Source organism: Paenibacillus selenitireducens (genome assembly GCF_002021565.1).
Classification (GTDB): domain Bacteria; phylum Bacillota; class Bacilli; order Paenibacillales; family Paenibacillaceae; genus Paenibacillus_K; species Paenibacillus_K selenitireducens.
The window spans coordinates 607,642-627,393 of sequence record NZ_MSZX01000001.1; the positions used below are offsets into that span (position 1 = coordinate 607,642).

General features: G+C 47.1%; 18 protein-coding genes. 12 read left to right on the plus strand and 6 right to left on the minus strand.

The window, feature by feature from the left end:
* Positions 1-512: 512 nt before the first annotated feature.
* From BVG16_RS02760 to BVG16_RS02770, 3 genes are all read right to left on the minus strand, one after another.
* Entirely contained in the window at positions 513-1,307 is a 795-nt protein-coding gene (locus BVG16_RS02760; protein ID WP_078496990.1) for an ABC transporter ATP-binding protein, read from the minus strand.
* Entirely contained in the window at positions 1,291-2,220 is a 930-nt protein-coding gene (locus BVG16_RS02765) for an ABC transporter permease (protein WP_078496991.1), read from the minus strand. The genes BVG16_RS02760 and BVG16_RS02765 overlap by 17 nt, the downstream gene beginning before the upstream one ends.
* Before the next feature lie 70 nt (positions 2,221-2,290).
* On the minus strand, positions 2,291-3,340 hold the full coding sequence (locus BVG16_RS02770; RefSeq protein WP_078496992.1) for an ABC transporter substrate-binding protein: 1,050 nt from the start codon (positions 3,338-3,340) through the stop codon (positions 2,291-2,293).
* 259 nt (positions 3,341-3,599) lie between these two features.
* Here BVG16_RS02770 and BVG16_RS02775 point away from each other — a divergent pair, with 259 nt between their 5' ends.
* From BVG16_RS02775 to BVG16_RS02810, 8 genes are all read left to right on the plus strand, one after another.
* Positions 3,600-5,294 carry a M3 family oligoendopeptidase gene (locus tag BVG16_RS02775; protein WP_078496993.1) on the plus strand — a complete coding sequence of 565 codons (1,695 nt, stop codon included), beginning with the start codon at positions 3,600-3,602 and terminating at the stop codon, positions 5,292-5,294.
* Positions 5,295-5,683: 389 nt separating this feature from the next.
* Positions 5,684-6,508, plus strand: a complete 825-nt coding sequence (thiM, locus tag BVG16_RS02780) for a hydroxyethylthiazole kinase (RefSeq protein WP_078496994.1) — start codon at positions 5,684-5,686, stop codon at positions 6,506-6,508.
* Between the two features lie 14 nt (positions 6,509-6,522).
* The gene (gene thiD / locus BVG16_RS02785; RefSeq protein ID WP_078496995.1) at positions 6,523-7,329 is read left to right on the plus strand and encodes a bifunctional hydroxymethylpyrimidine kinase/phosphomethylpyrimidine kinase; all 807 of its coding nucleotides are present in this window, start codon (positions 6,523-6,525) and stop codon (positions 7,327-7,329) included.
* Positions 7,326-8,006: a thiamine phosphate synthase gene (gene thiE, locus BVG16_RS02790; RefSeq protein ID WP_078496996.1), complete on the plus strand. Its 681-nt coding sequence runs from the start codon at positions 7,326-7,328 to the stop codon at positions 8,004-8,006. The genes thiD and thiE overlap by 4 nt, the downstream gene beginning before the upstream one ends.
* Positions 8,007-9,353, plus strand: coding sequence for a solute carrier family 23 protein (locus BVG16_RS02795; RefSeq protein ID WP_233146869.1), 1,347 nt, complete (start codon positions 8,007-8,009; stop codon positions 9,351-9,353). It abuts the gene before it with no gap.
* A 21-nt stretch (positions 9,354-9,374) separates the two neighbouring features.
* Entirely contained in the window at positions 9,375-9,890 is a 516-nt protein-coding gene (locus BVG16_RS02800) for a DUF2179 domain-containing protein (protein ID WP_078496997.1), read from the plus strand.
* Positions 9,891-10,075: 185 nt separating this feature from the next.
* Positions 10,076-11,503, plus strand: coding sequence for an aspartate ammonia-lyase (gene aspA, locus BVG16_RS02805; RefSeq protein WP_078496998.1), 1,428 nt, complete (start codon positions 10,076-10,078; stop codon positions 11,501-11,503).
* 116 nt (positions 11,504-11,619) lie between these two features.
* On the plus strand, positions 11,620-11,889 hold the full coding sequence (locus tag BVG16_RS02810; RefSeq protein WP_233146870.1) for a hypothetical protein: 270 nt from the start codon (positions 11,620-11,622) through the stop codon (positions 11,887-11,889).
* A 54-nt stretch (positions 11,890-11,943) separates the two neighbouring features.
* Here BVG16_RS02810 and BVG16_RS02815 read toward each other — a convergent pair whose 3' ends face one another.
* A complete protein-coding gene (locus BVG16_RS02815) occupies positions 11,944-12,825 on the minus strand; it encodes an AraC family transcriptional regulator (RefSeq protein ID WP_144027270.1) in 882 nt (293 codons plus the stop codon).
* 179 nt (positions 12,826-13,004) lie between these two features.
* On the opposite strand from BVG16_RS02815, the gene cdr reads away from it, so the two are divergent.
* From cdr to melA, 3 genes are all read left to right on the plus strand, one after another.
* Positions 13,005-15,536 carry a CoA-disulfide reductase gene (cdr, locus tag BVG16_RS02820; protein WP_078496999.1) on the plus strand — a complete coding sequence of 844 codons (2,532 nt, stop codon included), beginning with the start codon at positions 13,005-13,007 and terminating at the stop codon, positions 15,534-15,536.
* A 52-nt stretch (positions 15,537-15,588) separates the two neighbouring features.
* On the plus strand, positions 15,589-15,849 hold the full coding sequence (locus BVG16_RS02825; protein WP_078497000.1) for a metal-sensitive transcriptional regulator: 261 nt from the start codon (positions 15,589-15,591) through the stop codon (positions 15,847-15,849).
* A 134-nt stretch (positions 15,850-15,983) separates the two neighbouring features.
* Entirely contained in the window at positions 15,984-17,282 is a 1,299-nt protein-coding gene (melA, locus tag BVG16_RS02830) for an alpha-glucosidase/alpha-galactosidase (protein ID WP_078497001.1), read from the plus strand.
* Here melA and BVG16_RS02835 read toward each other — a convergent pair.
* On the minus strand, positions 17,269-18,216 hold the full coding sequence (locus BVG16_RS02835) for an L-lactate dehydrogenase (RefSeq protein ID WP_078497002.1): 948 nt from the start codon (positions 18,214-18,216) through the stop codon (positions 17,269-17,271). The genes melA and BVG16_RS02835 overlap by 14 nt on opposite strands.
* A gap of 165 nt (positions 18,217-18,381) precedes the next feature.
* Between BVG16_RS02835 and BVG16_RS02840 the strand changes: the two genes are divergently transcribed.
* On the plus strand, positions 18,382-18,663 hold the full coding sequence (locus BVG16_RS02840; protein WP_078497003.1) for a HesB/YadR/YfhF family protein: 282 nt from the start codon (positions 18,382-18,384) through the stop codon (positions 18,661-18,663).
* A gap of 62 nt (positions 18,664-18,725) precedes the next feature.
* Here BVG16_RS02840 and msrA read toward each other — a convergent pair whose 3' ends face one another.
* Positions 18,726-19,700 carry a peptide-methionine (S)-S-oxide reductase MsrA gene (msrA, locus tag BVG16_RS02845; protein ID WP_078497004.1) on the minus strand — a complete coding sequence of 325 codons (975 nt, stop codon included), beginning with the start codon at positions 19,698-19,700 and terminating at the stop codon, positions 18,726-18,728.
* Between the last annotated feature and the right edge of the window lie 52 nt (positions 19,701-19,752).

The window sequence follows — 19,752 nt, forward strand, 5'->3', positions numbered from 1 at the left end:
ATTCAGTCAGAACGATCCTTCACCCCTCCCCTCCTGCGTTCCACTTGGTGCGAAGGAGGGGTATTCCTGTTGGGCTTAAGGATGGCTTAGGAGAGAGGGGAAAGTAATTCACGGAAAAGTTTACGTTCGGCCTTTGGCAGCCCATTTCAACCACCCTGTTCAATCAAGGAAATGGGCGGACAAGAGTCGATTGGAGTGAATTACTTCGTCTCTTACATGATGCCAATCCTGAGCTTCCTACGACGCCATCCCCTCCTGCGTACCGCTTGGTGCAAAGGAGGGGGTGTTGCATTTGGGACTTACTGAATAAAAAGGAGCATGAGGTATGTTCAATGAAGAGCGTTAGCGCTTGCCTTTGAAATCGGGATAAATCAATAATATCGAATCCAATTCAAATATCCTGATTTCAACAGCAACGGAATTGGACATACCGCTTTGCGGTAACAGATTCAGTCAGAACCATCCTGCAGCGAAAAACCTCCTTCGCACCTTAAGGCACGAAGGAGGTTCCCTTATCCCAATACAACCCTATCATCAGATAACGCATTCCCGCTAATCTGCTCGAATTCGCCGAGCAATTGTGAGACCGTCAGCGTTTTCTTCCGTTCTTCATTGATATCCAGAATGATGCGGCCTTTATCCATCATAATCAAGCGATTCCCAAGGCGGATCGCTTGATCCATATTGTGTGTAACCATCAAGGTGGTGAGCTTCATGTCTTTAACAATGTTCTCTGTCAATGTTGTGATGAGTTCAGCACGCGATGGGTCAAGAGCGGCGGTATGTTCGTCGAGCAAAAGAATTTGAGGCTCGGTGAAAGTCGCCATTAACAAGCTTAAAGCTTGCCGTTCTCCGCCGGAGAGAAGTCCGACCTTTGCGTGGAGACGATTTTCAAGTCCGATGCCAAGACGTTGCAGCTGCTCATAGAAGAAGGCACGTTTCCGCTTCGTTACCCCAAAGGATAAACCGCGCTGCTTCCCACGAGCATAGGCAATCGCAAGATTCTCTTCAATTGTCATGCGCGGCGCAGTACCTGCCATCGGGTCTTGGAAGACACGTCCGATCCAACGACTTCGGCGATATTCAGGTAAGCTCTGGACGGCAGTTCCGCTAATGTGAACTTCGCCATGGTCTGGGGCCATTACCCCTGAAATAATATTCATAAGCGTAGATTTCCCGGCTCCGTTACTGCCGATGACGGTGACGAAATCGCCCGGATTCAGGTGCAAGTTAATATTCATAAGCGCAATCTTCTCATCCGGCGTACCGGGATTGAACATTTTAGAAACTTTAGAAATGTGAAGCATTGCGTTCGCCTCCTTTCGGTTGCTCGAAGGTCATGGATGCTAATTCAGCGGAACGTTTCTTGGCCACTTTATTCTGTTTCAGACGCCGCTGCACGGAAGGCAAGAATAGAGCGACAATAACGATGACCGCGGTAATCAATTTCAAGTCGGATGCATCCAACCATTCGACCCGCAAGGCGAATGCGACAATAATACGGTATACGATGGAGCCGAGCACCGCTGCGAGAATAGCGCGCAGCACGGATCTAGCACCGAAGATGGCTTCGCCGATAATCACGGAAGCAAGACCGATGACGATCATCCCGATCCCCATTGACATATCTGCGAAACCGGTTTGTTGCGTAATCAAGGAGCCGGATAAGGCAACCAACCCGTTAGCTAAGCTGACGCCAAGAATCGTTGTGTTATCGGTATGGGCACCGAAGCTTCGAATCATGCGAGCATTATCCCCGGTGGCACGAACGGCCAAGCCCAGATCCGTGTGCAAGAAACATACCAGCAACCCCCCGATCACAATGACGACGAAAGGCATTAAATATAGAGGCGAAATCGCCGTAAATAACGTGTCAGTTCCGAGTAAAGACATGTTGGGTTTCCCCATAATGCGCATATTGATCGAATAGAGCGCGATCATCATCAGAATCCCGGATAGGAGACCATTGATTTTACCTTTGGTGTGAAGAAGACCCGTACAGGCACCTGCTGCAAGTCCACCGATAAACGCACATAACGATGCGAGTACGGGGGAATATCCTTGAGAAACCATGACGGCTGCAATCGCACCTCCGGTTGTAAAGCTCCCGTCCACCGTCAAATCAGGGAAATCCAAAATTCGGAACGTGATGTAAACGCCAATTGCCATTAAAGCATATAGAAGCCCAGATTCTACCGCTCCCAATAATGCACTTGCCATGGTATACAACCTCCTAGAAATTAGAAAAAAGGAGTGAACGCTCCAGAAGTTCACTCCTCATATCCGTTCTTTATTGAATCATATTTTTCGCTTGATCTTGAACAGCTTTCTTCATATCATCAGTGACGGTAATGCCTTGGGCTTCAGCAGATTTCAAATTCAAGATGAGGTCTAACTTATCTTGCATCATGACTTTCATTTCACCCGGTTTCTTGCCGTTCTTCAAAATTTCGACAGCCATTTGTCCAGCTTGGTAGCCATGGTCGAAATATTTGAAGCCTACCGTTGCAAAAGCACCTTTCTCAACGGTGTCACGATCGCTCGAGAAGAAAGGGATTTTCTTGTCGTTGGCCACTTTAATAATGCTATCTACACCGCTAACAACCATATTGTCGAGCGTGATATAGAAGGCATCTGCGCGACCGACTAAGGATTCTGCCGCTTGTTTTACTTCGGATGTATTCGTGACAGCGGCTTTTACTAATTTAATGTTTTTCTTCGCGAATTCTTCTTCAGCCTTTTTACCCATAACGACCGCATTCGGTTCGCCTTCATTGATGACAAGACCTACCGTCTTGATGTTTGGGAAGTTCGTGGAGATGAAATCCACTAATTTGGTCGTTGCTTCTGGATTCGTATCCGATGCACCTGTAATGTTGCCGCCCGGTTGATCCAAGTTCGCGACAATTTTAGCATCGATCGGATCGGTTACGGCTGCGAAGACAATCGGAGTTTCTTTGACCTGCCCTGCGACTGCCTGTGCGGATGGCGTTGCGATGGCGAATACGAGATCGTTTTTCTGTCCGGCTATCTTCTGTGCAATAGACATGTTATTGGTCTGATCGCCTTGGGCATTGTTGTAGTCAAGCTTTAAGTTCTTGCCTTCTTCGATGCCGGCATCTTTCAGTGCTGCGATGAAACCTTCGCGTGTTGCGTCAAGCGACGGATGCTCAACGATTTGCGTGATCGCGACCGTGTAAGATTTCTGATCTGTGGATGCTTCCGACGTTGTTGTCGTGGAGGCACCTTCGCTTGTGCTAGAGCCCGTGGTTTTCTGTCCACAAGCGGCAAGAGCGATAAGAATGGTGGTTAACAATAAAAGAACGCCAAACTTTTTCATGGATAATTCCCCTTTTCTCATGTGTCTCTTTAACGCTTTCACTTAATAAAGTGTTAAGGCAAAAAAATTAGTAATTATTACATTGGTTAATTTTGATTATTCATAGTTTAATAGGCGTTTACAAATCCGTCAATTCTTTATTTTTCGGGATGCGAAGGGAATCCTTCTATATTTTATTTTTAAAAATATAATTTAGAGTTGGAGTTATTTTTCGGTTATAATAGAACATATTTCCTCTAATTAGAAAGGATGTTGAGAAATGAAGTTTAGCGATTACCGTTATGAACGTCCAGATGTCAATCGAATTCAAGAACAATTCTCACAGCTTATTTCTGAATTTAATGCAGCAGAGCAAGTAGAGCAGCAACATGAATTGATATCCGCCGTCAATAAACTTCGCAGTGATGTAAGCACACAGTTCGAACTTGTGATGATTCGGCATTCGATTGATACCAATGATGAATTTTATAAAGCAGAACAAGATTTCATAGATGAAGTGATCCCCGTTCTTACAGAATACATAACCGATTATTATCGCGTACTGGTTCAATCGAAGTTTCGTACCGAGCTTGAAGCGAAATGGGGCAGCCAATTATTCCAACTGGCTGAATTGTCCTTAAAGACCTTCAAACCGGAAATCATTGAAGATTTGCAGCTTGAAAATAAACTATCTTCCGAATATTCGAAGCTGATCGCCTCTGCCAAAATCCAGTTTGATGGTGAGGAACGTACGCTGCCGCAGTTGGTTCCTTATTTGCAATCCACGGATCGCGAGACGCGTCGGCAAGCAGGTGAAGCCAAATATCAATTTTTCCAGGAAAATGAAGAAGCGCTAGACCGTATTTTTGATCAAATGGTAAAAGTAAGAACCACGATTGCGAAGAAGTTAGGATATAACAATTATGTCGAGTTAGGTTACAATCGCATGAACCGTACGGATTATAATGCCGAGATGGTAGCGAATTTCCGCAAGCAAGTATTGGATCAGATCGTACCTGTCGCGTCGAAGCTCAAAGAACGTCAGTGTGAGCGCATTGGCGTGGAGCAGCTGCACTATTATGATGATAAGTTCAGCTTCAAGACAGGGAATGCAACGCCGAAGGGGGATCCGGAGTGGATCGTACAGAACGGCGCTAAAATGTATAAAGAGTTGTCGCCGGAAACGGATCAATTTTTCCAATTCATGATGCAAAATGAACTTTTGGATTTGGTAGCCAAAAAAGGTAAGCAAACCGGAGGGTACTGCACGTATATTTCCGGATACCAAGCACCGTTTATTTTCTCAAATTTCAATGGGACGTCGAATGACATCGATGTGTTGACGCACGAAGCGGGACATGCGTTCCAAGTGTTCGAGAGCAGAAAATACGAGACGCCGGAATATCATTTCCCAACGAATGAAGCTGCTGAAATCCACTCCATGAGCATGGAATTCTTTACGTGGCCGTGGATGGAATATTTCTTCCAAGAGGATACGGATAAATATCGCTTCAATCATTTAGCGGGTGGATTGCTCTTTATTCCATACGGCGTATCCGTAGATGAATTCCAGCATTTCGTCTATGAACACCCTGAAGCTACGCCTGTGGAGCGGAAGCAAGCATGGAGGGAGATTGAACGTAAATATCTACCTCACTTAAAATACGAGGACAACGATTATTTGGAGCGCGGCGGCTTCTGGCATCAACAGGGCCATATCTTCAGATCGCCGTTCTATTATATCGACTACACGTTAGCTCAAATGTGCGCATTCCAGTTCTGGAAGAAGATGCATGAGGATCGCAATCAAGCGTGGGCGGATTACCTTCACTTATGTCAGCTTGGCGGCAGCCTATCCTTCACGGCGTTAGTGAAAGAAGCGAAGCTTATTTCTCCGTTCGAGGATGGCTGTGTCGCATCTGTCATCGGTGAGATCGATAGCTGGTTGAGTCAAGTGGACGATAAGGCATTGTAAGCCGATCTTCACGAAATTCATCTTTACTTTCCCCATGTATGGGTTTATATTAAATTACAAATCGCATATGCAGATCGGGAGCCTGTGGAAGCAAGCTGAGAGTACGACTAAGCCGTCGTAGACCGTTTGAACCTGTTGGATAATGCCAGCGTAGGAAGTGACAAAGTGTAACGTAGAGACACTGTGCTTTCGCATAGTGTCTTTTTTTTCATTTAATCGCGGTCGCTCAAATTCGAAAGGCCTCGATAGAGGTTTTCACATGTGAAGAAAGTGCTGTTGAAGAAGCTTCATGGAAATACAAGCTTTTTTTACACGCTGTCTTCATCCTGCTAAAACGCTTGCCCCCTCTCATTCCCGATCTCTCATGCACAGAAAGGTTGGGACCCTCCATGCAAATGCAATCCTTTACAGACATTCTACAACGTGTACGTCATGAAAACCCGCTCATTCACAACATTACCAATATTGTCGTTGCTAACTTCACTGCGAACGGGCTGTTAGCGCTAGGGGCATCGCCGGTCATGGCGGATGGGAAGGAAGAAGTTGCCGATATGGCGGCCATCGCGAAGGCGCTCGTCCTCAATATCGGTACGTTACATGAAAGAACCCTGGAGTCGATGATTATCGCAGGCAAAGCAGCCAATGCAAGCGGTGTTCCTGTCGTTCTTGACCCCGTGGGAGCCGGAGCAACAGCTTATCGGACGAATACGGTCCGTCAAATTCTTGATGAAGTTCGTGTATCCTTGATTCGAGGCAATGCGGCGGAGATTGCCAATGTCGTCGGTATTCCCTGGGAAATTAAAGGCGTCGATGCAGGCGAAGGCTACGTAAATACACGAGAGCTTGCAGAGCAAGCGGCGCAGCAGCTCCAGACCGTTGTCGTGATTACGGGACAAGAGGACGTCGTAACAGACTGCCAAACTACGTATCTCATTCGGAATGGGCATCCGATTCTTACGAAAATTACAGGCACGGGGTGTTTACTTACCTCGGTGATTGCTGCTTTTGCCGGGGTTGAGCGTGATATCCCATTGGCTGCAGCGGCAGCTTTAGTCTATTACGGCGTTGCAGCCGATATCGCAGCCGAACGATCGGCAGATCGCGGCCCCGGAAGTTTCCAGCTGGAGTTCCTAAACCAACTCGCGCAAGTCAACGGGGCTCACATTCAAGCACGCGGATGTGTTCAGATGTTGTCTGCACCGTCATTGCGTTAAGGAGGGGTCAAGCGATGTTACTAGGAAGAGCATTAACCATTGCAGGTTCGGATAGCGGCGGCGGAGCTGGCATTCAAGCCGATCTCAAAACCTTTCAAGAATTGCATGCTTACGGGATGTCGGCGATTACCGCGGTGACGGCTCAGAATACCCTTGGCGTCCAAGGGGTGTATCCGATGTCGGTAGAAGCCGTGGTACAACAGATTGATGCCGTGGGTCAAGATATTGGTGTGGATGCGTTAAAGACAGGGATGCTGTTCAGCGCTGAAATAATTGAAGCGGTAGCCGATAGAATCCAACATTATGGGTGGCGTAACGTCGTGGTAGATCCTGTAATGATAGCGAAGGGAGGAGCTGCACTCCTTCAGACCGCGGCGATCCAGGCATTGAAAGAATATCTCATTCCGCTTGCATGGGTGATCACACCGAATATTCCTGAGGCGGAAGCATTGACAGGAATCAAGATTGGTTCGATGGATCAACGCAAAGAAGCTTGCAAACGGCTGATCGATCTTGGTGCACATCATGTCATCGTCAAAGGCGGTCATGAGGAAGGCAGCACCAAGGTTGTTGATTTGCTTTACGATGGCGAGGCCTTTACAGAAGTGGAGACCCTTCGGATTGAGACACGTCATACGCATGGCACGGGGTGTACATTCGCTGCGGCGATTACCGCTGAACTTGCCAAAGGCAAAGATTTAAGCGACGCCCTATCGGTTGCAAAAGAATTTATTCAAGCCGCGATCTCACATCCCCTAGGCATCGGCGCGGGACATGGCCCGACGAATCATTGGGCATATCGGGGGTTGATTCCTTCATGAGTAGATCCATAGAAGACTTGCGTGCGTGTCTCAAGCTTTACTTGGTTATGGGCAGCACGAACTGTCAGGGGGATCCGTTGATCGTGCTCGACGAAGCTATTCAAGGCGGAATTACGCTATTTCAGTTTCGGGAAAAGGGTGAGGGAGCTCTTGTCGGTGATGCGAAGGAACAGCTTGCGCGACAGCTCCAAGCCAGATGCCAAGCACATGGCGTGCCTTTTATCGTGAACGATGATGTAGAGCTCGCGATACGAATGGAGGCAGACGGAGTACATATCGGACAGGACGATGAGCCTGCGGATCAAGTGCGTCAGCGACTGGGGGCTCATCGGATCGTGGGTGTTTCAGCGCATTCTATGGCGGAAGTGGAGCGAGCGATATCGGATGGAGCCGATTATGTAGGGATCGGGCCGATCTATCCTACGGCGACGAAGAAAGACGCGAAGGCTGTCCAGGGGACGCGCTTGATTCAAGAATTGCGGGAACAAGGCCTGACGATTCCACTCGTAGGCATTGGCGGAATTACCGCAGAGAATGCTTCGGATGTGATTCTCGCAGGGGCAGATGGCATAGCCGTTGTCTCCGCAATTAGCATGTCAACCCAGGTAAAACAAAGCACAGAGCGGCTGATATTCGAACTGGGACGATACCGTGGTGCTATGAAGGAGGATACGTAAGTGGAACACCAGATGGACCAAGAAGAACAATCCCTCACCGTCGGTATCGAAGAGAAGCTGCCGATGGGTAAAAATATACTGTACGGATTACAACATGTCTTTGTATCAAATGTATGGCTGGACCCGATATTCGTCGCGGCGATGGTTGGTTTGCCGGTCGCGCTCGCTTCGAATATGGTGAATGCGATATTCATTGCGGCTGGACTCGTCACATTAACGCAAGCGACACGACTGGTTAAGCTTCCCATCATTCAGGGGCCTTCTGCATCGTTCGATGCATTAATGATCTCCACAGGGAAGGCTGGAGGATTTGCGGCAGCAGGCGGGAGTATTCTTCTAAGCGCCATGCTTGTATTTATCTTATCCATTACCGGCATCATTGGGAAACTGAAAGTCCTTTTTACGCCCGTGGTGTCGGGAACGGTAATTTTTGTTGTAGGTGTAGCATTAGCCGGCTTCACGCTTTCGGAGTTTTTGGGCGGGACACCGGATATGCCGAGCTTTGCTTCGCCGGAGACGTTAGGGATGGCGATTCCAACGGCGTTGACGGTTATTCTGTGCTCGATTTTTGGGCGTAAAACGTGGAAATCGTTCTCCTTTTTGATCGCGCTGATCATAGGGGATGCCATTGCCTTGGGGCTTGGACAAATCAGTTTTGCAGCGGTGGGAGAGAAGAACTGGTTCGGGCTTCCACAGTTATTCCCATTTGGGATGCTGGAGTTCCATTTCGCCACGTTTATTACGTTTTTTGTTGCATATCTCGCGGCGATTATTGAGGCCATGGGCGTCTATAACGCAGCATCCGATATGACCGGCGTACGATTAGACGAGAAGCGCTTACGCTATGGCTTCGCAGGGGAAAGTGTAGGTTCCATGATTTCGTCTGTGCTGGGCGGTTTTCCAACGACGGCCTATGGCCAGAATGTCGGGCTCCTTCGTTTAACAGGCGTAGCCTCCCGTTATCCCGTCATCATCGCCGGCCTATTGTTTTTAGTATTAGGCTTCGTGCCCAAAGCGGGGGCCCTATTGGCTGTAACCCCAAGCCCCGTCGTAGGAGGGATTTTCTTGCCTGCGGCGGCTTCGTTAATTTTTACAGGGATCTCGATTCTTGCACGAATGGAGAAGACCGAGATCAACTATATGATTACAGGCATCTCCATCTTGCTCGCGATCGGTTTGCCTTCCTATGCAGCAGCATTTACCGGCGTATTCGGTACATTTGCTTCGAGTAGTGTATTGATCGGCGCACTAACTTCGATCCTGCTGCATCTCGTGTTTATTAATATTCCACAGCTGTTGCGTCAGACGAACAGGGATAAAAGACAAGTAAAAGGGGATTCTTTCTAAAAAAGAGAAAGGATTCTATCCATGCTCAAAATTTTAGGTTTAATTCTTATCATACAGATTGTATACGTATCTGCTTTTACGTTACGCATGATTCTCACCTTGAAAGGCCAGAAATATGTTGCAGCGCTCATTAGTACGATGGAAATCACGGTGTATGTATTTGGTCTCAATCTCGTACTCAAATATTTGAATCATTTTGCGAGCATTGCGGTGTATGCCATTGGATATGGGCTTGGCATACTTGTCGGTTCCTGGATTGAGGAAAAGCTTGCGCTTGGTTACATTACGCTGAAAGTGATCTCGAATGAAGTGGATATGAATATCGCGACGCAGCTGCGACAGAACGGCTTTGGTGTGACGACCTGGATCGGAAATGGGCGCGATGGCGACCGACTCGTCATGGAGATTTTGGCGAAACGCAAAAATCAAAAAGATCTGTATCAGACGATCTTAGAGCTGGATCCCAAGGCATTCGTCATTTCGTTGGAACCCAAACAGTTTCATGGCGGGTTCTGGACCCGCGCGATCAAACGATAAGCTGTTAATATGAACGTCCACTTCCTGCTTTTACGCGGGAATGGGCGTTTTTGTTATCCTTCGAAATCTCGTGATGGTAGCTATGAAAAAACTATGATATAATTCATAATGTAAGCGTTTACCAAGTAACTTACAGAATTAAGAACCGTTCTAGCTGCATATAGTCACTTAAGGGGGAATGAACGATGGTTCAAGCTCAATTACGTCTTGAGAAAGATTTTCTAGGTACAAAGGAAGTGCCCGTGGATGCCTATTATGGCATTCAAACAGCGCGCGCCAAGGATAATTTTCCGATTACGGGATATCGGATTCATGATGAATTAATTCAAGCCATCGTGACAGTGAAAAAGGCGGCAGCACTTACGAATATGGAAATTAAACGGTTACCTGCACACATTGGAGATCGCATCGTTCAGGCGGCAAATGAAATCCTGGAAGGGAAGCTGCACGAACAATTCATTGTGGATCCGATCCAAGGCGGTGCAGGAACGTCTATTAATATGAATGCCAATGAAGTGATCGCCAATCGTGCGTTGGAACTGATGGGCAAAGAGAAAGGCGACTACCTTGCCATCAGTCCCAATACACACGTCAACATGGCACAATCGACAAATGATGCATTTCCGACGGCCATTCATATTGCAACACTATCTTTACTCGAGAAGGTGCTCGTTACTTTAGAAGAGTTAAAAGCGGCTTTCCTGCGAAAGGCTGTAGAATTTGACCATGTGATCAAAATGGGGCGCACACATCTTCAGGATGGGGTACCGATTCGTCTTGGGCAAGAGTTCGGCGCCTATGCGAAAGTTTTGCAGCGCGATATTCAGCGTATTCGTCATACCCAAGATCATTTGTATGAAGTCAACATGGGCGCAACGGCCGTCGGGACGGGCTTAAACGCAGATCCGCGGTATATTACGAGAGTCGTAGAGATCTTAGCAGAGTTAAGCGGCTTCCCGTTGGTCAACGCGGATAATCTTATTGATGCGACCCAAAATACAGATGCCTATACGGAAGTATCGGCCGCATTGAAAGTCTGTATGATTAATATGTCCAAAGTTGCGAACGATCTTCGCCTTATGGCTTCCGGACCCCGCGCGGGATTGGCAGAGATCAAGCTTCCAGCACGCCAGCCTGGTTCTTCGATCATGCCTGGGAAAGTGAATCCGGTGATGTGCGAAGTGGTCAATCAAGTGGCGTTCCAGGTCATTGGGAATGACCATACGATCTGTCTGGCATCCGAGGCTGGGCAACTGGAGTTAAATGTGATGGAGCCCGTCCTTGTCTTTAACCTGCTGCAATCCTTAAGCATGATGAATCAAGTGTTCCACGTGTTCCGGGAAGATTGTGTGGAAGGCATTGAGGCCAATGCTGAGCAGTGTAAAGACTATGTCGATCGCAGTGTCGGCTTGATTACAGCGTTAAATCCGCATCTAGGCTATGAGGCGGCTGCACGCATTGCGCGTCAAGCCATCGAGACAGGGAAGTCTGTGCGGGAATTAATTTTGCTGCACAATTTATTAACGGAAGAAGAACTCGACCTCATCCTGGATCCTTATGAGATGACACATCCCGGTATTGCCGGCGCATCTTTACTCGAAGCAAACGACTAATAATAAAGTCTTGAAATGGGTTTCCATGGAGTGTGATTTAATTTACTTCGAGTCGTTCGTAGATGATGTAAGATAACCCCAGAACTTCAATCATTTTGCGATAGGCGGGGGGAAAATTGATCGACGATGAAAACTGCAAAGGTTGCGGAGATTCGAAGCCGGTGACGGAAGAAGCAATCCAACGGATGATTGATCGTATTGAGGGATCACCGTTATTTTTACGAGTGAATGACGCCACCTACGAGCAACGACTGGAAGCCTGTCGAGCTTGCCCGGGTTATGTAGGCAAAGAATGCACGATGTGCGGTTGCATCATGGAGATTATGGCCAAACTGCAGAATACGAGATGCCTTCATCCCGATGGATCACAATGGGAAACCGCTTAGGTTATTGCATACGAGGGAGCGTCCTGATGTCTTCAAGACATGGGGCGCTCCTTTTCAATGTGGGGGCGGGAAGTTTTCCTTTGGTATCTTGCCAAGAAGGATGGCACGGTGTTCGGAAGGCGCATGGCCAGACCATTTTTTGTATTGCTTCGAGAAATAGAGCGGATCTTTATAGCCGACAGAAGTCGCAATTTGATCAATGGAGAGCCGGCTTGTCATTAACATGGCAGCGCGTTCCATCCTAATTTTGTTCAAGTACTGCATGGGCGATATACCGGTGAGCTGCTTAAACATTTTCGATAAATAGATTCGGCTGTACCCTAAGGATTGCGACATGCGCTCGATCGACACTTGTTCGGCATATTGGTAGGTTAACCAGCGTATGGCTTGATCTACCTGGCGTTCAATATCTGATTTGTCGTCTAGGATGGGGGCGGGGTTGCGCGCGGCATTACATCTTCCGTAAACAGCAAATAATAAATGCATATATCCTATACTTTCCATCGCGCACATGGGCTCCCCCCGATGCAGTGTTGCATATAATCGGCGGTATAAAGGTTTAATGCGTCTTTCTGCGGCCGCTTGTACGATAGGTTTTTCGGGTGATATATTTAGTTGATGCAATATCGCTTCCGCTTCGTTTCCTTGAAATGCAAGCCAACAATAATGCCAAGGTTCATGTTCGTCGGCTTCGTATTGATACATTTCCTTTGGGAAAATAAAAAAGCTGTCTCCCGCTTGTAAGGCGTAAGTTCGTCCACGGAGCTGAAAGGTACCCCGACCTGCGATGACGTAGTGCACGAGAAAATAATCGATAAACGTGGGGCCCATTCGATGACTTCGTTCGGTCTGAGATTCTCCGGAAAACAGGATTTCTAGTTCTCCTGAGACAGGATAAGGATTCACAGCCATTCGCACAAATTCTTCGATCGGCAATCCAAACACCTCGCTTGTTGATGAAAACTTTCTATCAGCCTATCACAGGTGACTAGACTTGTGAACGATAATCATGTATTATATACCCTGTGGGGTATAGATGGAGTGAGTTAAGGAAATTTTTTTGTTCACATAAATACCCTGTAGGGTATAAATCAACATGAGAGGGGCAACATGTAATGAGTAGAAAAATTGTTATTGTAGGCGGTGTAGCGGGGGGCGCAAGTGCTGCGGCAAGATTGCGTCGTCTTAGTGAACAGGATGAAATTATTATGTTGGAGCGTGGGGAGCATATATCTTTTGCGAACTGCGGACTGCCGTATTATATAGGAGAAGTTATTACGGATCGGAGCAAATTGCTGGTCCAGACGGTTGAAGGGATGTCCAAAAAATTTAATTTGGATGTTCGAAATTGGAGTGAAGCGACAGCGATCCATCGCGACAAGAAAACCGTGGAAGTCCGAAATATCCAGAGCGGCAAGGTCTATGAAGAATCTTATGATATTCTTATTCTCTCACCGGGGGCGAAGCCTATACGTCCGAATATTCCTGGCATCGATGAGGCGGTAGATTCCTTATTCACTTTACGGAATATTCCGGATACGGATCGAATCAAGTCCTTTGTGGATAAGACGAATCCGAAGCATGCGGTTGTTGTCGGAGGCGGATTTATCGGGGTAGAGATGGCCGAGAACTTGCGTGAGCGCGGGCTAGAAGTGACGCTGGTCGAGATGCAGAACCAAGTGATGGCACCCTTAGATATCGAAATGGCAGCACTTGTTCAGACCCATATGAAGTCCAAAGGGGTTGAACTCGTTTTAGAAGATGGTGTTCAATCTTTTGCGGAAGAAGGAAAAGTGATCCGGTTAACGAGCGGTCGGACGATTCGTACGGATATGATTATTCTGGCTATCGGCGTAATACCTGAGAGTAAGATGGCTCAAGACGCAGGACTTGAATGCGGGGTGCGCGGCGCTATCCGAGTCAATGCTGCCATGCAGACCAATGATCCGAGTATTTATGCGATTGGGGATGCAGTAGAGGTGAAGGATTACATTCACGGCCATCCGACACATGTGCCTCTTGCATGGGGAGCCAATCGTCAAGGGCGTCTGGTGGCGGACCATATTCACGGTAAAGACGTAGCCTATCAAGGCGCGTTAGGAACAGCGATTGCCAAAGTGTTTGATCTTACGGTTGCTGTAACGGGCAGCAATGAGAAAACATTGAAGCGACTCGGGGTTGATTATGAAGCAATCCATGTTCACCCTAGCTCCCATGCAGGGTATTATCCGGGGGCATCCCCTATTTCCTTGAAGCTTACCTTTGATCGGAAAAGTGGTAAGATCTATGGTGCGCAAGCCGTCGGGGCAGATGGGGCCGATAAACGAATGGACGTCATTGCGACGGCGATTAAGGGCGGGCTGACGGTCATGGATTTACCTGATTTAGAACTTAGCTATGCTCCTCCATTTTCGTCTGCGAAAGATCCCGTGAATATGGCTGGGTATGTGGCATCGAATATTGTGGAAGGACTCGTCGACATCGTGCAGTGGCATGAGATTGATGAGCTTGTGGCGCAAGGCGGACTTCTTATCGATGTACGGGAGCCAATTGAACGGGAAGCCGGCATTATTCCTGGCTCCATCAATATACCGCTTGGCGATATTCGAGAACGCTTGAATGAAATTCCAAAGGGCAAGATCGTGTATGTTTCCTGTCAAGTTGGATTACGGGGTTATCTTGCAGCTCGAATCTTAACGGAGCATGGATATCAGGTGAAGAATGTGGACGGTGGATACAAAACCTATAACAGCATGCACCAAGAACCACATCCAACTCATCCTGGGGGTCCCAATGGCAGCGACAGAAAGGCAGTGGTCATTGAGGAAGAAGAGGAACACGATCAAGAAACAACAATCCGGATGCCCGTAACACCTCCGATTCAAGCGGAACAGAGAATCACGAAGGCACAAATTACGGTGGATGCTTGCGGTCTCCAATGTCCAGGCCCGATCATGCAAGTCTATCAAACAGTTAAAGATGCGAACGTCGGCGATGTGATCGAGGTCAAAGCCACGGATCCGGGTTTTGCCAGTGATATTGCGAAGTGGTGCGAGAAGACAGGAAATACGCTGCTCCAATCGAAGTTTGAGAACAAGGTATGCCATGTGTTGATCCAAAAGGGAAGTCCTGTACAAGCTCCGAACACAACGACTTCCACAACGGTGGATAAAAATGGGGCTACGATGGTCGTATTCAGCGGCGATTTGGATAAGACCATTGCCTCGTTCATTATCGCATCCGGCGCAGCAGCTATGGGGAAGCAAGTGACGATGTTTTTCACATTCTGGGGATTGAATGTATTGCGTAAATCAGGCCCTACACCTTCCAACGTCGAGAAGGATTTCATGGAGAAAATGTTCGGGATGATGATGCCGAAGGGACCCCAAGCACTTCCGCTCTCGAAAATGAATATGGCAGGCATGGGATCCAAAATGATTCAATATGCCATGGAACGTAAAAACGTGGACTCCTTGGAGACATTAATGAAGAATGCCGTTGCTGCGGGTGTCAAATTAATCGCCTGTACGATGAGTATGGATATTATGGGAATTAAAGCAGAAGAATTGATCGATGGCGTCGAGTTCGGCGGTGTAGCCACATATCTTGGGGACGCTGAAGATTCGGGCTTGAATTTATTCATTTAAGAGACGGATTCGCCGACATATGGTAGAGATGCAATAAGAAAGGAGTGGTCGTATGGAATACAATGATCAAATGCGGAATCGATTGAAACGAATCGAAGGTCAAATCCGAGGAGTTCTCCATATGATGGAGCAGAATAAAGACTGCCGTGAGGTCATTACGCAATTATCCGCTGTTCGGACAGCTGTAGACCGCACCATGGGACTCATCGTAGGTACGAACTTGGCTGAATGTGTGAAGGAAGAGCTGCAGAATGGCAACAGTCCGGATGAAGTGATTCAAGAAGCTGTTCAATTGCTCGTGAAAAGCCGGTAACTAAAATATTGCATTTCTCCATATTCATGTTGTTTCCTTCCATAGTGTAACGTTAGGCGCTAAAGTATATTAAATACTAGGACTAACGTTAGTTGAATTCATTAAATCATCGAACACTATGGAGGCGAAATAACATGTCTAAGATTACATTTCTCGGTGCAGGGAGCACAGTTTTTGCTAAAAATGTCCTAGGGGACAGTATGCTGACTCCTGCATTGCAGGGTTTTGAAATCGCTTTATTCGATATTGACTTAGAACGCTTAAAAGATTCCGAAAATATGTTGAATAACCTCAAGCAGACCCTTGGAAGCTCTTGTCATATTAAGGCTTATACGGACCGTAAGGAAGCATTGCGCGGCGCGAAATATGTGGCGAATGCGATCCAAGTCGGCGGTTATGATCCATGTACCATTACGGATTTTGAAATTCCGAAGAAATACGGTCTGCGTCAGACCATTGCGGATACAGTCGGCATTGGGGGAATATTCCGAAATCTTCGTACCATTCCCGTGATGTTGGATTTTGCTCAAGATATGCAAGAAGTATGTCCAGATGCACTCTTCTTAAATTATACGAATCCGATGGCTGTGTTGACGAATGTGATGAATACCTATGGAGGTATTAAGACGGTAGGGTTATGTCACAGCGTCCAAGTGTGTGTTCCGCATCTATTTAATCATTTAGAGATCGATACGCAAGGCGTACAATACAAGATTGCAGGAATCAACCATATGGCATGGCTTCTGGAAGTGACGAAAGACGGAGAAGATTTATATCCGGAGATTAAACGTCGTGCGGCATTGAAGCAGTTAGAGAAACATCATGACATGGTTCGTTATGAAATGATGCTGAAATTCGGATACTACATTACAGAATCATCGGAACATAACGCAGAATATCATCCATACTTCATTAAGCGCAATTATCCGGAGTTTATTGAGAAATTTAATATTCCGCTGGATGAGTATCCGCGTCGTTGCATTGATCAGATCGAAGGTTGGCGCAAAATTCGGGAAGAAATCGTCAACAATGCGCATCTTACCCATACCAGAACGCATGAGTATGCTTCGTATATTATGGAAGCCATTGAGACAGATGTTCCTTTCCGGATCGGCGGAAACGTGATGAATACGGGCTTAATTACGAATTTACCGCGTGAAGCCGTTGTCGAAGTGCCATGTCTTGTAGATCGTAACGGGGTAACGCCGACATACGTAGGGGACTTGCCGCCGCAATGTGCTGCCTTGAACCGTACGAATATTAATACACAATTGTTGACCATTGAAGCAGCTATAACGGGTCGTAAAGAACATATCTATCATGCAGCCATGCTTGATCCGCATACCTCTGCCGAGTTGTCCATGGACGATATTATCGCCATGTGCGACGATTTGATCGAAGCCCATGGCGACTGGTTGCCTAAATACCGTTAATGGATTGAAGGGCTTTCTTCAGAACCTCTGCAGAATGATGCAGCTTCTTGTATTCATCTTCAGATAATTGCAATTCCACGACTTCTCGGACACCGCTGCGGTTCACGACCGCCGGAACGCCGAGGTAGACGTCTTCCAGGCCGTATTGTCCGGTTAGCAAGGTGGATACGGAGAGAACTGCGTTCTCATTCCATAGAATCGCTTTGGTTAACCGGGCAAGGCCCATAGCAATGCCGTAGTATGTAGCGCCTTTGCGATCAATGATTTGATATGCGGCATCACGAACATTGACGAAGATTTCATCCAGTTTCTCCTGGGATGGGAATCCTTCTTTTCGCTGATAATCACTGAGCAGTCTGCCGCCGATATTCGTGTTACTCCAAATCGGTAACTCCGTATCGCCGTGTTCACCCATAACGTATGCGTGCACGCTGCGCGGATCAATATTGAATTCTTGGCCGACAAGGAATCGAAGACGAGCGGTATCCAGGATGGTACCTGATCCGAAGACGCGATTTGCAGGCAGGCCTGAATACTTTTGCGTGACATAAGTAAGGACATCCACAGGATTGGTCGCCACGAGGAAGATGCCCTCGAACCCGCTCTTCATGACATCATCAACGATGTCTTTAAAGATGTGGGCATTTTTATTAATCAAATCCATTCGTGTCTCACCAGGTGCTTGATTCGCTCCAGCTGTAATCACAACGAGATCCGCTGTCTTACAATCTTCGTAATCGCCTGCCCAAATCTTCATATACGGTGCAAATGGAATCCCGTGATTCAGATCCATGGCATCGCCTTCCGCTTTATGTTTATTTTTATCAATGATGACAAGTTCTGTAGAAATCCCTTGATTTAATAGGGCAAAAGCATAACTTGCTCCCACAAATCCAGATCCGATTAAAGCAACACGGGTAACGCGTTCGCTCATCCTGATCACTCCATTTCTTTAAAATTATGAATATACATCTTTTAAGTGTACCCTGTGGCAATTCATTTGTATGCAAAAACAATGGCAATTTTATGAAAATATAGGGTTTAACCGCTTACATTCCGAATATATAACGATAAGGCTAATTGTTGAGGAGGAATTCGGATGAAGCTTCATGTCACGTCGGATGCAGTCATATGCTTCCAGAAAGAATGGGGTTTTACGCAAGGGGATGTCGTTCGTATATTCGTGCGCTATAGCGGGATGAGCGAGGAGGGTCCTTATTCGTTAGGCATTCAACACGATCGTCCCATGTATATCGGGTTGTCTACAATCCAAGATAACATGACGTTCTATATGGAAGAGAACGATGTGTGGTTCTTGGACGGTCGGGATTTAACGATTGACAGCAATGGGGAGGATATCTTATTTCTGCTGCCAAAATGAAAAAACGTCGATCGCCTTCGCATGCAGATGTGAAGGGATCGACGTTTGGATGAGCGTTAGCGTTATGCGTTAGAACTAAATAAGCTGAGGTAGATTCCGTATCCTTCTTCCTCTAATTTCTCAACCGGAATAAAACGCAATGCTGCGGAATTAATGCAGTATCGTAATCCGCCATCTTCGACAGGACCATCATTAAACACATGTCCGAGATGGGAGTCCGCGTCTTTGCTGCGAACTTCGGTGCGGATCATGAAGTGGCTCATATCCACTTTCTCGACGACTTGATGCGATCGAATCGGTCTGGTGAAGCTCGGCCAGCCGCATCCGGAATCGAATTTGTCCAGCGAACTGAACAAAGGCTCACCCGAGACGATATCGACATAGATGCCGTCGCCTTTGTGATCCCAGAATTCGTTGCGGAACGCAGGTTCCGTACCACTGTTCTGCGTCACTTCATACTGAATCGGGGTGAGCTTGGATCGCAGATCTTCTGTATCGATAGCTTTATCCCAATGCTTCGTGATGAAGGCATCGCGACCTGAACCTGTCCGATAACGTTTATAGTGGGAAGGATTGGTCTTATAATAACCCTGATGGTAATCTTCCGCTTCATAGAACGCCGCGGCGGGAAGAATCTCTGTCGCGATGGGCTTGTCGAAGCGCCCGCTTGCGGCTAATGCTTGCTTAGAGGCTTCAGCTTCTTGGCGCTGCGCTTCCGAATGGTAGAAGATCGCCGTCTTATAAGACGAACCCCGATCATAGAATTGACCGCCGACATCGGTTGGATCAATCTGTTGCCAGAATAGCTCTAACAATTTGGAGTAAGGGAAGATCTCAGGATCGAATGTAATTTGGACGGCTTCATAATGCCCCGTTGTTTCGGAGCAAACCTCTTTGTAGGTCGGATTGATCGTGTGCCCTCCGGTATAACCGGATATGACTTTATGAATACCAGGCATTTCATCAAACGGTGAAACCATACACCAGAAGCATCCGCCTGCAAAAGTTGCTAATTCATAGCTTTTAGGTGAGGACATGTTTGCTCACTCCATTTCTTCAAAGATTTCTATAACATTTATCATAATAGAA